Source organism: Ruminococcus sp. 8Y-12 (assembly GCF_058119865.1).
The window spans coordinates 2854407-2868197 of the sequence record NZ_CM176623.1 but is presented as its reverse complement, the minus strand read 5'-3'; the positions used below and the strand labels follow the sequence as shown (position 1 = coordinate 2868197).

The window sequence follows — 13791 nt, the reverse complement described above, 5'->3', positions numbered from 1 at the left end:
TGCCGACACTCTGCCCCCACCCTTACCAGCGCAGGTAAAAATGCACAAGACTGCCCACTACTTTTCCCACAGCCACACAGATCACCACAAAGCTCATGCCTTTGACAATGCCGGCCCTCCTTGAAAATACAGGAAAAATATTAACAATCTCTGCGAGAGCCAGTATCCAGCTTCCCACGAAAATGCCGGAAAAAATTCCCATAACGGCCAGTCCGATACTGCCAAGGGGTACGGTGATGCGGTTAATGGTCAGAAGATTTCCGAAAACACCTCCCAGGAGGACACAGTCCTCATAGAGCCACACCCGCTTTCCCGTATGGGTAATTCCTGCGTAGCGGGTGATTATTCCCAGTCCTATAATTAAGGCGATCACACCACCCGCCACAATAAATCCGCTGCTGATTCCAATCACACCCAGTAATATATGTGCTGCCATCCTCTCATCCTCACTGTTTTTTCTTATTCTTTTTGTAACTGTTCAGTACATCCCTGTAGAATAGTTACTTCTTTTTCTTCTTCGGGTCCCGGCTGCTGGACTCGATCAGGGTGGTGTTCACATCATCCTCGTAGAGCCGCATCTCCACCTCCATGGGAGTGGGGTCAGACGTAATCTTGCGCCCGGCAAAGTGGTTGAAAAAGAGCAGGATTCCTATTCCCACGCCAATGGAGTAGGTCAGCTCCAGAATCGTAAATCCGTCAGATGTGTTCCCTGTCAGCTGCTCATAGAGCTGGGAAAACAGTTTGGGAAGATCCACATCATTGTTGAATGTCATGATGGTAAAGGCTGCGCCGAAAAACGCCAGCAGACAAACAAAAATCGTCTTAATCCATGCCCAGGTCTGGCTAGGCTGGGTGGTCTTCTCATAAGTAATAATAAAGTCAGACTCCCCAATATTGTTGACCTCCAGACTGGGATATTCCTTGTGTATCTCCATGATCACTTCCATCACTGAGACTACATGGCGCCCCGGCTTGTTCTCCGTGGCATTCGGAAGCCGCAGAGTCTTCACTCTGTTCTCAATCTCTTTGTTGCTGCACTCCAGCTGTGCAATGTCGCCCAATGTAACCCGCTCATCGTGCACCTGCACATTCTGGTCTATCTTCAGATATAATGTGTCATTGGTCATAGTCTACCGTGTCCTTTCCTCACAGACAGTATTCCTTTACGTCCTGTGAAAATGCCTTCACAAAAGTCCCGTCCATCCTGGGCTGATTGTCCTTAATGTGGGACATATAGAAAAAAATCCCCGCCAGCGCAGCGACCATAACTACCAATGTCAGACAGGTAAGAATTCTCTTTTTGTACATAGCAATCACCTTCCCTTTCTATGCAGGTATTTTGAGGTTCTAATACCAGTATCTTATTTTCAGGCAAAAATATACGGAGAAGTCAAAAAAATCTTCCCCGCAATTTGTTTAATATTTTTTTTTCAAATCTGGAAACCTGTACCTGGGACATGCCCATCACCTGCGCCACCTGTACCTGAGTCTTGTCCTCAAAATAGCGCATTCGGATCAGAGTTCTCTCCTCCTCCGTGAGACCGCCGATAAGCTCGTTGAGCACCATATGGTTCAGCAGATCCTCATGGGGATTCTGCTTTTCCACCAGCTTATCCATCAGAAAGATCGCGTTTCCATCCCCCTGGTATATCGTCTTGTAGAGTGATTCCACCTCCGCCGATGACTCCATAGCCAGGATAATATCCTCCCTGGTGGCTCCGATCTCTGCGGAGATCTCCTCCAGCGTAGGCTCCCTTCCGTGCTTTTTTTCCAAAGCCTCCCTGGTCATGTATGCCTTTGTGGCCGTCTCCTTCAGCGTTCGGCTGACCTTTATCATGCCGTCATCCCGCAAAAAACGCTTGATCTCTCCGGCGATCATAGGGACCGCATAGGTGGAAAACCTGACATCAAAGGAGGTATCGAACTTGTCAATGGCTTTGATCAGGCCAATGCTCCCGATCTGCACCAAATCCTCCATCTCATGTCCCCGCCCTGCAAAACGCTTCACAATGGTATAGACCAGACCCATATTTTCTTCTACCAGTGTCTCTCTTGCCTCTTTATCCCCCTCGTGAGCCCGTTTAATTAACTCCAGGGTACGCTCCATAGGCTATTCCTTTCACCGGTCGAATTTATTGACAGTCTGTCCGATCTTTTTCCTCATAAAAACCTTGGTTCCCTCTCCTGGTCTGGATTCCACCTGAATCTCATCCATAAAGGCCTCCATAAAGGCAAATCCCATCCCCGAGCGCTCTGAATCCGGCTTGGTGGTGAAGAGCGGCTCCATTGCCTTCTCCACATTTTCGATTCCGCAGCCGTGATCAATCACTTCTATAAAGAGCTCATCCCCCTCAATGCGGCATTTTACTATGATTTTCTGAATTTCCCCCTCATATCCGTGAACCACGCAGTTGGTTACTGCCTCAGACAAAGCGGTTTTTACATCCGCCACCTCCTCAAGGGTGGGATTGAGCTGCGTCATAAAAGACGCAACCGCTACCCTGGCAAATCCCTCATTGCAGGATCTGCTGTCAAACTCCAGCTTCATTTCATTAGAACTGCTCATCATGCTCCCCCTCTATATCAATTTGGACTGTTTGGGCAGCCCCTCGTATATGTCAATTACCTTGTAAACCCCTGACAGGGTGAGAATCCTGCGGATACGCTCATTTACCCTCACGGCAATCACCGTGCCCCCGGTAAAACGGATATTTTTATATCTCCCCATGATCATTCCGATGCCTGAGCTGTCCATAAAGCTTGTCTTTCCAAAGTCAAACACAATGCTCCTTATATTTTTACTCTGCAGTATTTTGTCCGCTGCCTGCCTGATATACTCCGCATTGTGATGATCCAACTCCCTGGGCACCACAATTGTCAGATTTGTCCCGCTGATTTTAAAACACTCCTCCATCTCATATCTCCTTTCTATTCCAAGTTTACCCTAACATGCCTATGGCATGCCCTTTCCTGTGATACAATGAAGGGACGTGTGCAGTTATCTGCACACGTCCCCGAATCAGAGGTTTCTCTCTACTGTGTAAGTCCCAAACGGTCCGGCCCGGAAATCCCGCCGCTCTCCCGGTCTGTACTTCCCCCGGATGGGTTATCGCCGGAAGTGCCGCCATTCCCCGTCTCATCTGGATTGCCTGTGTTTTCATCCTGACTGTCACTTTCAGAACTTCCCTGGGGATTTTCACCGGGGGCACCGCTTTCACCAGTACCGCCGCTGTTTCCTGCGTTTCCCTGCCGGGTACCGCCTCCGTTGCCGCTTATGTACGCCTGTACCTCAGCTGCCCTGGCCGGGAACTTTTGAATAAACTCATTCAAAACCCTGTCCGCATTGGTGGTGTCTTTGATCTGATAATAGGAGATACCCAGATACTGCAACGCATGGGCATCATCTGGCTTCGCCTCCACTGCTTTCTCGTAGTGTTCTATCGCAGCCCTGTAATCTCCGGACATGTAAGCCGTATCTCCTGCACCTACCGCATCGCTGTATACATAGTCGCTGATTGCCTCCATAAGGTGATCATACAAATCTTTTGCAGATCCGCTAAGGCTGCCCGCGTCAATCTCCGCCAGGGCCTCCGCTGCCTGGGCCTGACTGTTGGGATTGGTCACAAACAAATCCGCTGCTCCCAGAAGCTCCTCGTAGGAATCGGCCTTGGCATTGGCCTCCTCCATGGTTGCATTGGCCTCCTCCACTTTCGCCTTGTAGTCCTCGATCTCCTGCTCCAGTCCCTGTACTCTAGAGACCTCCGAAGCCATCTTGGTGTTGGCGTCCGTCACCTGTTTGTTGGCTTCCTGATAGATATTCTGCTTGGTTCCGGGAACCACCAGGAACCACACGATCGCACCGCCCAGAATCAAACCCAGACAGATATTGATAAAGGTGGCCACCGCTGAGCTGTCCCGAAAGGTGGTGGGCTGGATGATCATCTCATTCCCACTCATATAGGTGGTGGTGCCGGTGAGCTTGTTCACCTTTTCTTTGGCATACCTTTTCTTGCGCTTCACATCCAGACTGGTGCTGATCCCGGTGGCCAGCTCCACCTCCTGCAGGTAGCGCAGGGTCGTGGTGTTGGTAGCGTCAATAAACGCCGCCTTCTTTAACAGCTTCCTAGCCTTCTCATACTCTTGCCGCTTCAGATACAGCAGGGAGAGCAGATGGTATGCTTTGATCAACCTGGGATTTTGTATCAGCACCTTTTTCAGCTGGATAATTGCCATATCCTCATTGTCCTGCCTGCAGTACAGGAGGGCCTGATTATACTTTCGGATGGTCTGATTGATCACATCCAGCTTGTTCTTGTTGGCCTGCAGTTTGTCAATGTACCCGTCCGCAGGATTGCCCTGCACATTCATATTTTTGCTGATTACCCACTCGCTCAGGGCTGAGACCACCTCCCCGGTCTCAAAATACACCAGCCCCAAAAGGTTTCTGGCATCTATGTTTTCCTTATTAAATTTCAGACTCCTCTTCAGACAGACGATTGCCCCTGACAGATCGCGCACCGTGGCCTTTTCCAGGCCCTGATTGTACAGCAGGTTTGATATGCGGATGATTCTCTTTTGAAGAGTGATATCCGCCCCGCAGCCAGTGCAGTAATCAATCGCCGACAGAGGTGTGCCACAATAAATACAGTTCATATTATCCCCTTATTGACTCTCTCATTTTGCGTTTCTCTTTTTCGTCCATCATCAGCTCTTTTAAAATATCCGTTACATCCGTCAGATCCCTATTGTAAATGGCATCCTCCGCCTCATTAACATCCAGGCTGGGATGAAACTTCTTTAACTCTTCATCGTAGTTGATCATCCATGTTTCTCCTTTACTATGCTCTTTAACTCCCCTATCAGATACAGAGAACCGACACAGAACAAGAGTCCGTCCTCTTTTTCTACAAGCGCTTCCTCAAACGCCTCTGCGATCTTCGGTATTGCTGTCACCGGAGCATCTGTATACTTCCGAAAAATCCCCGCCAGATCCCCGGCCGAAACAATCCGGTCATTGTGAATCTCTGTCACCACCACCCCATCCAGTCTGGTCTGACGGCAGATGGTTTCAATCATCTGTTCAAAGTTCTTCTCCACCACTGCAGAAAACAGAAGCACAATCCTGTGATCTCTCTGCACCCGCTGCACGGTCTTCACAAATTCCCTGACACCGTCCGCATTGTGTGCTCCGTCAAAGACCACGCCGGGCAGCACGGTCTCCATTCGCCCCTGCCACTTTGTATCCCCTATGGCCTGCACCCGCAGTTCCACCGGTATCTCTCTATTTCTGTCAATTACATCCATAGCTAACAGCGCCAGTGCACTGTTGTTTACCTGATACTGGGCCAGGTATGGCACCGTCACTTTAGTATGTTCATAATACCCACAATTCAGGGAAAAATCAATGCTTTTCTCCGTATTTACCAAAATTTCATACATTGAAGGCTTTAACGGGTAAGCCGGTGAGCCAAGCTCTTCAGCCCTCTTTTGAATCACCCTCTCAGCCTTCTCACAGTGTCCGTCATAGATCACAGGCACTCCTGGCTTAATGATACCCGCCTTCTCCCAGGCTATCTTTTCAATGGTATCTCCCAGTATCTCCGTGTGGTCCAGGCTGATGGATGTCAGAATGGTGACAATGGGACGCTCCACCATATTTGTAGCGTCCAGCCTGCCCCCAAGCCCTGTCTCCAGCACCACATACTCCACCTTCTTCTCTCTGAATAAGACCATGGAAAGCGCAAAGAGCAGCTCAAAATAAGTGGGATGGGGAAATCCATCTCTCTGCATGGAGTCTATGGCCTCCTGCACCTTTATGTATGCTCTCAGAAATACTTCGTCCTCCACAGGCTCATTGTTTATCTGAAACCGCTCATTGATCCGGACCAGATGGGGGGAGGTAAACAGCCCTGTCTGCTTCCCTGCAGCCACCAGAATAGCTGAAAGGAAAGCACATACAGACCCCTTCCCGTTGGTGCCCGCCACATGGATAATCTTCATTTCCCGCTCCGGCCTTCCCAAGCGCTCCATTAGCTCCACTGTATTTTCCACTTTATTTTTTTTTGTAAACTTAGGTACACTCAGTATGTATTCCACTGCTTCTGTATAGTTCATCTCATTCACCGCTTTGCTTTTGTTTTGGCCATCAAGGCCTTTGTACCTTATTTTTGCATGTAGCTGTGAAGGTACTGAACAGCTACCTAACTTATTATAATATAGCAGGCATAATATGCAAGCAAATTTTTTCGCAAAATTCGGTTGAAAAGGACAAATCGTTACTGAGAACGTGTGAACAGTAACGCCAAATCCGGGCAAAAGAAACGAATGGGGGCTGCACTTTATCCCAGTACAGCCCCCATTCGCTATATCCTCTCAATAAGAGTAAATGTATTCTCCCGTCTCATCCATTCCGTAAAAATCTGCGTAACCGATGGAAAAAATATCCTTTTTGGCAAGAAGCGCGGTGAGATCCACCTCGTTTTTAATCAGATACTGCCAGAATCCACTGCCTGAGATCTCTCCCTGGAGCTGAATCCCCTTTAAAACGCCGTCTTTTACGATCGCCTTTTGGTAGGTATCCCTGCTCTCCCTGGTGTAGATTTGGCATCCCTCCTCCTTCGGTTCGATCCACCCCACTGAGAGCATGGAAAGTCCAAAGAAATTAATGGTATTTTTGATACAGAACCGGTCCGTATAGGCCACCTGCATGCCTGCCATATTCATAGCAGCCTTCCTTCCCTGGTCCATGGCATTGGGCCAGATTCCGGAGAGTCCGGTCACATCCCCCGCCCCATAGATATTCTGGTCTGAGGTCTGCAGGTATTCATTTACTGTAAGCGCCCGTTCCATCTCAAGGCCGCTGTCCTTCAAAAATTCAATATTGGGCCGTACACCTGCTGCCACCACCACAAAATCACAGGCAATCTTCTCCCCATTTGAGAGAATTACATGGGTGATCTCATTGTTCTCATCTACCTCAGAACCGCTGGCACCGATTCCCAGCTTAAACCTGGCCCCCGCCCGCTCAAACAGCTCCTGGTAGGCAGCGGCGCTGGTCTCATCTGTCTGCAGGGGCAGGATGCGCTTTGCCATCTCGGCAATAGTGACACCGATTCCCTGTTCCAGAAGGGCATAGGCCACATCCAGCCCCACCAGTCCGGAACCTACGATAAAGACATGCTTAGCCCTCTTTTGTACAATAGCCTCCCTGATCTTCCTGGCATCGCTTAAATCCCGAAATCCGAATACATTCCCGGCTGTGCGGAAATTCGGAATAGGCGGAACCCCGTACACGGCTCCTGTGGCGATTAAGAGCTTATCATAAGGCATAGAACCCTGAGTAAACAACACCTTCTTTTTCTCTGAATCTACACCTGTCACCTGCATTCCAGACGCCCAGGTAATCCTGTTTTTCTCGAAAAAATCTGTATCACGAAAAGCAATCCCCTCTTCGCTGCGCTCTTTGCTCAGATACTTGTGGAGCATACAACGGGAATGGGAGTGCTCATCCGATGACACCATTGTGATGGAGGCATCCGGCTTTACTGACCGCAGTCTCTCGGCTGCTGCCATCCCCGCAGCCCCGCATCCGATAATGATATACTGTTCCATGCCTACACCTCCTCTACGTAGATGGCATTCTTGGGACAGGCCGCCACACAGGCGGGGCCCTCCTCCCTGTCATTGCAGAAATCACACTTTATAATTCTGGTTCGCCCTGGATCTACCTTGGGTATTCCATAGGGACAGTTCATCACGCACATAAAGCAGGCTCCGCACTTTTCTTCCTGGTATCGGATATGTCCGCTCTCTTCATCCCGGTAGAGCGCTCCGCTCATACAGCTGGCTTCACACTTGGGATCACTGCAGTGACGGCAGAACATGGGAAGGTATCCCCCGCACCCGTCGTTCACAATCTCATTCCTGGCTATATTTTCAATGTCCAGCAGATCCAGTGTAATGATATCCTCTCCTCCGTCTGTGCGGTGGCTGTTCATGCACGCCAGGGTACAGCTCTTGCAGCCGTCACATTTGGAGGCTTCAATCTTTATCCTTTTCATGGCAATCCTCCCTGTTAGATATTCAGTCCCGCTCTTTTTTCCGCAATAACCGCCTCCAGCTTCTCGGCCGCTTTTACGGGGTCCAGTTCAACAATCACCTGTCCACCGGTGATCCCCTTCATATCTTCTGTCAGCAGTTTCACTGCCAGTTCACTGCCCGCAATAAAGGGCTGCTGACCCAGATGCAGAGGAAGACCCAGAGCCAGTCCAAAACAGCCGTCTGCCAGTGCCTGCTCCTCCAGCCACTGAGGAGCGGACAGAACAAGCGGAAGCTGCGGCAGATCAATGCCAATGGCCTCAGCCAGCTCCGTAGCCACAATCTCCAGACGTCCGATAGCCAGACAGGGACCAAAATTCAACACAGGGGGGATACCCAGGGATTTACACACCTCTTTTAAATTATCTCCTGCCAGTTCTGCTGCCTCCGGAGTCATGAGACCACAGTTCTCGATCCCTCCTGAAGAACATCCGGCGGAGAGCACAAGAATATCCCTCTTAATCAATTCCTTGGTGAGCTCCACGGTACAGACATCATGTCCCAAAGCTGTCAGGTTGGAACAGCCTACCACCCCGGCCACCCCCTTGATCTTACCGGATACAATCAGGTCGATCAGGGGCTTCCAGTTTCCGCCCAGGAACTCCTTGAGAGAACCTTCACTTACGCCTGTAAGGGTGTTTTTGTTCCCATGCTTCGGCAACAGATTCATGGGTACTGTACCCCTACGCTCCTGGTAAGCCCCAAGAATCTTATCGATGATCTCCTCTGTCTGCTCCACTCTGGTTTCGTAAGCATACTCCATCAGCTCCGCATTTGCCTTTTTGGCAACGTCATCCAGACAGATCTGTTTGATCTTCAGTTCATCGCAGATGGGCTCAATCCCCGGCAGTGTGCAGTTAAACTCAGAGAGCACAGCGTCAATGGCTCCTGTGGCCAAAACCGCTTCACTTGTATAGTTGTTCCCAGCGTGTCCGTCGAAGATCTCCGTATAGTGGGCACCTCTCAACTGCAGATCCTGTCCCACACAGGTACATCCCACCAGCTTAAAGCCCTTAGCCCCCACTGCTTTCGCCTTGGCAACTACATCCTCCTGGGTCAGACGCTCCTGAATATGGACAAACAGAGAGTGCTGATGTCCCGTGATCATGATATTAATATAATCCGGATCAATCACGTTCAGTCCAACCGGCGCCATACGAAGCTTGGGCTGTCCCAAAAGCACGTCGTTTAAAAGGTTGGTGAGTGTAAGACCGTAAAGTCCTGTGGAGATACCCAGCTTTAAGCAGTTCACGAACATATCCGCTGGATCTGAATTTAAGTTTGTGGAGCATTTCACCACACCTGCAAACACTTCCGACTTTGCCCCGCCCGGAAGAATCCCCAACTCTTTCCATTTCTCATACCTGGGCTTGTAGGCCAGCTTTTCCACCAGCTCCATCTTTTCATACTCTGGCTTATACAGGTCTCTCAGCACAGCGTCCGCCACCTGATAAGCTGTGTCATAGACATCCTCCCCCTGAATGCCAAAGGCATCCGCCAGCTTTTCCAGAGCCTTCTCACTCTTGAGCGGTGTCCGGTCTTTGGCTGCGTTCTTTAAATTCAGGGCTGTATTTTCTACCACGTGGATATAGCAGCCGCTCCCGGCAGCTACTGCCCGCAAAAAGTTTCTGGCAACGATCACATCCGCGGTGGCTCCACAGATTCCTCTGGGGCTGGTGGGTGTAATCCGGCAGGGCCCGTTGGAACAGAGCCGGCAGCAGACTCCCTTCAGCCCAAATCCACATTTCGTGCTCTGCCCCTCCACTCTGTGATGGGAAGTCTCCACAGGCAGGTTTGCAATGTAGCCCTCCAGGCATTTATCAGCGCTTTTGCAAGTGTTGCAGCTGTAACACTGGTTCATGATTTTATCCTCCTTATTGTTAATAATAATTATCATTACTGTTTGTTATTATTTTAACAGAAATATGTCGAAAAAGCAAGAAGGAATTTTACCAATCTTCCCCATTTAAGAAAACCACTCTTGGCGTATTTGCGGCAAAGCGTGTGTCATCCACTGGACGCCTACGGTGTGCTATGTATGACATAAATTATCTGCTAATTGCGGCTATGGATTTAGCAGGAAATATAATCCTTCTTGTAATCTCCTAAGGTTGACTTTATAATGAACTAGAAATATAGCATTCAGGGAGAAGGGTTCAATGCAGTACAAAATATTAATTGTAGAAGATGAGACAGATATAAACGGACTTCTTGTCAAACTATTGAGTGGGGCTGACTATCAGACGACTCAGGCCTTTTCAGGGACAGAAGCAAAACTACTCTTAGAAAGAGAAATACCGGATCTTATTTTACTTGACCTCATGCTTCCGGGCATCCCCGGGGAAAAACTGCTGCGGGAGATACGGTATAATAAACAGTGCAATGTGCCGGTGCTGGTCATTTCCGCTAAAAATTCTCTTGACGATAAAGTAAGCCTTCTAAAAAACGGGGCTGATGATTATATTACAAAACCATTCGAACCGGAGGAAGTGCTCGCGAGAGTACAGGCAGCAATCCGGCGCAGCGGAAAGAAAAATGGCACTGCTCAAACGTTCACTCACAAAAACCTGAGGCTTTATCCAGATTCCCGAACCGTAATGCTTTATGGGAAAGAACTACTGTTGACAGCACATGAATTTGATATCCTGTCCCTGCTTATGAAAAATCCCGAAAGAGTATACTCCAGGGAATCTATATATGAGCAGATCTGGAATGGAGGGTATTACGGCGAAAATAATACGGTAAATGTTCATGTGAGCAATTTAAGAAAGAAATTAAAAGAGGCAGATCCGAAAGAGGAATATATTCAGACTGTCTATGGAATCGGATTCAAGCTCCTATAAAATCTTTATAACTTCTTTAAAAGTTCTTTATGACTTATTAATAGCCTAAGCTGTACAATACGTTTGCCAGTAGGGGAAACCTTATTCCGGCAGACGTATTTTAGAAAACGGAGGAAATGAGATGAATGATTATGTCATAGAGACAAAGCAGGTTACAAAAGCTTATGGCTCTTTTTTTGCCTTAGATCATGTGGATATTCATGTGAGAAAAGGAGCCATCTATGGCCTTGTGGGCGATAACGGCGCTGGAAAAAGCACATTATTAAAATTATTGGCTGGCCATAGTTTTGCAACCGAGGGGGAGATCCGCCTTCTGGGTAAATTCGGCCAGAGAGAATTAGAAAACGCCCGTAGAAAAATAGGCTGTATGGTTGAACAGCCGGGATTTTTTCCAAATATGACCGTAGAGCAGACATTAAAATACTACTGTATCCAAAAGGGAGTTCCCGACACAAAAAAAGTTGCGGATTTGCTGGATTTGACAGGCATTGCTGAAAAGTCAAAATGCAAATGCAGTAGTCTCTCCCTTGGTCAAAAACAACGACTGGGACTTGCAATTGCCATGCTGGGAGAACCTCAGCTTTTAATACTGGATGAGCCGATCAATGGTCTTGACCCCAGTGGAATTATCGAATTTCGCAATCTGTTCCATCGCTTAAACGAAGAAAAAAACATTACAATTCTGCTCTCCAGCCACATCCTGCCGGAGCTTCAGCAGATTGCTGCCGTGTATGGTTTCCTGAGCAAAGGTATCCTGATTGAGGAGATTACAGCAAATACTCTCTGTGAGAAATGCTCTGACTGTATCGAAATCACAGTATCTGATATTGCAAAGTATTCCGCTCTTTTGGAAAAAGAATGCCCAAAAGAGACTTATAAGGTTCTGCATGAAAACAATGTACGCATATATAAGCCCCTGGCTGCTGCTGATACATTTGGTAAATTAGCTTCTGATAATGGAATTTATATTACCGGTATGCAGACCATCCAAACTTCGCTGGAAGATTATTATATGGAATTGAAGAAAAGAGGTGTTCGTAAATGATGAATTATATAAAAAGTGAGCTTTACCGGGTATCACATACGCATGGAGTGTATTCTTTCACGGGCATCTTAATATTCATTGCAGTTTTATTGAATACAGGAATTCATTTTTGGGGTAACCAATATGCCATCACCTCGTTCTCCTATTCAAATTTTGTTGCCAACCCGATTATCTTTGTTATAATGGGAACAGTGACAGCTTACCTTCTGTATGAAGGAAACCGTAAAAATGGCAATTTAAAAAACACAGTAGCAAGCGGTATACCCCGGACGAAAATATTCATCGGAGAATGTATTGTAAGCATTCTCACAGCTACGTTTATTATGATATTGGCTTTGGGTGCTTGGATTATCAGCGCAGAGCTTCTCCTGGAAAGAACGGGTCCGGTGGCATTAAAAGATTTACTCTTAGAAGTTCCTGCCGTGTATTTGATCGCCCTGGCTGGTTTGATTTCGGGTATTTTTTTCCTGGAACGCTTTGAAAAAAATACCGTGGGAATCCTTGCCTGGATTTTCATTTGGTTTCTGTTTCCAAACTTTCTAATGTATCTGGGTATGCGCTTTGATGCAGTTTATAAAATTGCCATGTGGCTTCCGAATAACTTCTTTGGAACTATCAACGGTTTAAATGTAAATATGAGCAAATGTATCACAATATGGGATACCGCAGACGGATGGATAAAATGCATTGTTTCCGGCACAATAGGAGTTGTTGTTTTCCTCTTAGCCGGTCTAGTGTCATTGAGAAAAAGGGATTTGTGATTGATAAAACCGGCAGATTGGAGGCTGTAGAAATGGTGTGTATCGTATTATTGATTGTAGCTGTAACTGCAGGCGGATATTTTGCTTTTCGCTATCTTTCGCTTATACATGCAATAAAAAAAGTAACAAAAGATTTAAACGATATACAGCAGGACCTCACCCAGAATCAAATTTTGCACTTACCGCTTCCAAACACACATTTAAAAAAACTGCTGTGCGCTATGAATGGAACATTGAATAAAATCCAGAGTGAACGCAAAGAGTATGCGGCCAGGGAAAAGGCGTTTCAAAGACAGATAGAGAACATAAGCCACGATCTCCGCACGCCTTTAACCGTCATTTTAGGATATTTGAAAATTTTCAAAAAATCTGCAGGGGAGCAGATTTCACAGAATAAGGAGTTGTCAGAAACCATAAATATCGTTGAACATAAAGCGGAGATAATGAACCACTTAGTGACACAGTTTTATGATTATTCCCGCTTAAAAGCCTGCGACTATGAACTGCGGTTGGGCAGGGTGGATGCCGCAAGAACATTAAGGGAATCTCTTATGGGGAATTATCAAATTCTGGAGCAGGCCCGCTTAGAGATAAATACAGATATTCCGGATCACCCCGTATGGGTATTGGGAGAAGAGGCCTCCCTGGAGCGAATCTTCTTCAACCTTTTTCAAAATGCTGGCAGGTATGCGGATGTATATCTTTCTATTTCAATCAAAGAATGTTCAAATAGGATTGTTATTACATTTGTCAACGATACACAGTTACTCTCAGAAGACGATATCCCCCATTTGCTTGAACGATTCTATATGCAGGACGATTCCCGCAGCCGGGGCGGGACTGGTTTAGGTCTGACCGTCGCTAAACTATTGGCAGAGGAGATGGGAGCAGAGCTCCATACAAAAAGGATGGATAAAAACTCCTCCGCGAATCAATTCAATGTCTGTTTTGAACTGCAATTGAAACGCGTTTGAATACCGGTTTTAAGAATTTAATTAGATTTGCTGAAAAAGCCCTGTGCAATAAAACATAGCACAGGGCTTTT

At 47.3% G+C, this 13791-nt stretch carries 16 protein-coding genes; 4 read left to right on the top strand and 12 right to left on the bottom strand.

Going from position 1 to position 13791, the window contains the following annotated elements:
• Positions 1-22 precede the first annotated feature (22 nt).
• From AC0THY_RS10765 to cooS, 12 genes are all read right to left on the bottom strand, one after another.
• Positions 23-436, bottom strand: coding sequence for a stage V sporulation protein AB (locus AC0THY_RS10765; protein ID WP_489990606.1), 414 nt, complete (start codon positions 434-436; stop codon positions 23-25).
• Positions 437-500: 64 nt separating this feature from the next.
• Positions 501-1127 (bottom strand): stage V sporulation protein AA, encoded by a 627-nt coding sequence (locus tag AC0THY_RS10760; RefSeq protein WP_489990605.1) that lies wholly within the window; start codon positions 1125-1127, stop codon positions 501-503.
• A gap of 19 nt (positions 1128-1146) precedes the next feature.
• Entirely contained in the window at positions 1147-1308 is a 162-nt protein-coding gene (locus tag AC0THY_RS10755) for a hypothetical protein (protein ID WP_489990604.1), read from the bottom strand.
• Between the two features lie 82 nt (positions 1309-1390).
• A complete protein-coding gene (locus AC0THY_RS10750; RefSeq protein WP_489990603.1) occupies positions 1391-2107 on the bottom strand; it encodes a SigF/SigG family RNA polymerase sporulation sigma factor in 717 nt (238 codons plus the stop codon).
• A 12-nt stretch (positions 2108-2119) separates the two neighbouring features.
• Entirely contained in the window at positions 2120-2566 is a 447-nt protein-coding gene (spoIIAB, locus tag AC0THY_RS10745) for an anti-sigma F factor (RefSeq protein ID WP_489994178.1), read from the bottom strand.
• A 12-nt stretch (positions 2567-2578) separates the two neighbouring features.
• Entirely contained in the window at positions 2579-2914 is a 336-nt protein-coding gene (locus tag AC0THY_RS10740; RefSeq protein ID WP_489990602.1) for an STAS domain-containing protein, read from the bottom strand.
• 119 nt (positions 2915-3033) lie between these two features.
• A complete protein-coding gene (locus AC0THY_RS10735) occupies positions 3034-4653 on the bottom strand; it encodes a tetratricopeptide repeat protein (protein WP_489990601.1) in 1620 nt (539 codons plus the stop codon).
• 1 nt (position 4654) lies between these two features.
• Positions 4655-4822, bottom strand: coding sequence for a hypothetical protein (locus tag AC0THY_RS10730; protein ID WP_489990600.1), 168 nt, complete (start codon positions 4820-4822; stop codon positions 4655-4657).
• Positions 4819-6114 (bottom strand): bifunctional folylpolyglutamate synthase/dihydrofolate synthase, encoded by a 1296-nt coding sequence (locus AC0THY_RS10725; protein WP_489990599.1) that lies wholly within the window; start codon positions 6112-6114, stop codon positions 4819-4821. Before AC0THY_RS10725 ends, AC0THY_RS10730 begins: the two co-directional genes overlap by 4 nt.
• Positions 6115-6372: 258 nt before the next feature.
• Positions 6373-7611, bottom strand: a complete 1239-nt coding sequence (locus tag AC0THY_RS10720; RefSeq protein WP_489990598.1) for an NAD(P)/FAD-dependent oxidoreductase — start codon at positions 7609-7611, stop codon at positions 6373-6375.
• A gap of 2 nt (positions 7612-7613) precedes the next feature.
• Entirely contained in the window at positions 7614-8060 is a 447-nt protein-coding gene (locus AC0THY_RS10715) for a 4Fe-4S dicluster domain-containing protein (RefSeq protein WP_489990597.1), read from the bottom strand.
• A gap of 14 nt (positions 8061-8074) precedes the next feature.
• Positions 8075-9958, bottom strand: a complete 1884-nt coding sequence (cooS, locus tag AC0THY_RS10710; protein WP_489990596.1) for an anaerobic carbon-monoxide dehydrogenase catalytic subunit — start codon at positions 9956-9958, stop codon at positions 8075-8077.
• Positions 9959-10256: 298 nt separating this feature from the next.
• On the opposite strand from cooS, the gene AC0THY_RS10705 reads away from it, so the two are divergent.
• The 4 genes from AC0THY_RS10705 (at position 10257) to AC0THY_RS10690 (ending at position 13720) form a co-directional block, all read left to right on the top strand.
• The gene (locus AC0THY_RS10705; protein WP_489990595.1) at positions 10257-10940 is read left to right on the top strand and encodes a response regulator transcription factor; all 684 of its coding nucleotides are present in this window, start codon (positions 10257-10259) and stop codon (positions 10938-10940) included.
• A 121-nt stretch (positions 10941-11061) separates the two neighbouring features.
• The gene (locus tag AC0THY_RS10700) at positions 11062-11985 is read left to right on the top strand and encodes an ABC transporter ATP-binding protein (RefSeq protein WP_489990594.1); all 924 of its coding nucleotides are present in this window, start codon (positions 11062-11064) and stop codon (positions 11983-11985) included.
• Complete coding sequence (locus AC0THY_RS10695) at positions 11982-12746, top strand: ABC-2 transporter permease (protein ID WP_489990593.1); 765 nt, start codon at positions 11982-11984, stop codon at positions 12744-12746. Before AC0THY_RS10700 ends, AC0THY_RS10695 begins: the two co-directional genes overlap by 4 nt.
• Positions 12743-13720 carry a sensor histidine kinase gene (locus AC0THY_RS10690; RefSeq protein ID WP_489990592.1) on the top strand — a complete coding sequence of 326 codons (978 nt, stop codon included), beginning with the start codon at positions 12743-12745 and terminating at the stop codon, positions 13718-13720. Before AC0THY_RS10695 ends, AC0THY_RS10690 begins: the two co-directional genes overlap by 4 nt.
• Positions 13721-13791 lie beyond the last annotated feature (71 nt).

Coding starts and splice junctions, on each gene's coding strand:
- AC0THY_RS10750 (WP_489990603.1), bottom strand. CDS start 2,107: ATGGAGCGTACCCTGGAGTTAATTAAACGGGCTCACGAGGGGGATAAA.
- AC0THY_RS10725 (WP_489990599.1), bottom strand. CDS start 6,114: ATGAACTATACAGAAGCAGTGGAATACATACTGAGTGTACCTAAGTTT.
- AC0THY_RS10705 (WP_489990595.1), top strand. CDS start 10,257: ATGCAGTACAAAATATTAATTGTAGAAGATGAGACAGATATAAACGGA.
- cooS (WP_489990596.1), bottom strand. CDS start 9,958: ATGAACCAGTGTTACAGCTGCAACACTTGCAAAAGCGCTGATAAATGC.
- AC0THY_RS10730 (WP_489990600.1), bottom strand. CDS start 4,822: ATGATCAACTACGATGAAGAGTTAAAGAAGTTTCATCCCAGCCTGGAT.
- AC0THY_RS10695 (WP_489990593.1), top strand. CDS start 11,982: ATGATGAATTATATAAAAAGTGAGCTTTACCGGGTATCACATACGCAT.
- AC0THY_RS10755 (WP_489990604.1), bottom strand. CDS start 1,308: ATGTACAAAAAGAGAATTCTTACCTGTCTGACATTGGTAGTTATGGTC.
- AC0THY_RS10760 (WP_489990605.1), bottom strand. CDS start 1,127: ATGACCAATGACACATTATATCTGAAGATAGACCAGAATGTGCAGGTG.
- AC0THY_RS10715 (WP_489990597.1), bottom strand. CDS start 8,060: ATGAAAAGGATAAAGATTGAAGCCTCCAAATGTGACGGCTGCAAGAGC.
- spoIIAB (WP_489994178.1), bottom strand. CDS start 2,566: ATGAGCAGTTCTAATGAAATGAAGCTGGAGTTTGACAGCAGATCCTGC.
- AC0THY_RS10765 (WP_489990606.1), bottom strand. CDS start 436: ATGGCAGCACATATATTACTGGGTGTGATTGGAATCAGCAGCGGATTT.
- AC0THY_RS10740 (WP_489990602.1), bottom strand. CDS start 2,914: ATGGAGGAGTGTTTTAAAATCAGCGGGACAAATCTGACAATTGTGGTG.
- AC0THY_RS10700 (WP_489990594.1), top strand. CDS start 11,062: ATGAATGATTATGTCATAGAGACAAAGCAGGTTACAAAAGCTTATGGC.
- AC0THY_RS10735 (WP_489990601.1), bottom strand. CDS start 4,653: ATGAACTGTATTTATTGTGGCACACCTCTGTCGGCGATTGATTACTGC.
- AC0THY_RS10720 (WP_489990598.1), bottom strand. CDS start 7,611: ATGGAACAGTATATCATTATCGGATGCGGGGCTGCGGGGATGGCAGCA.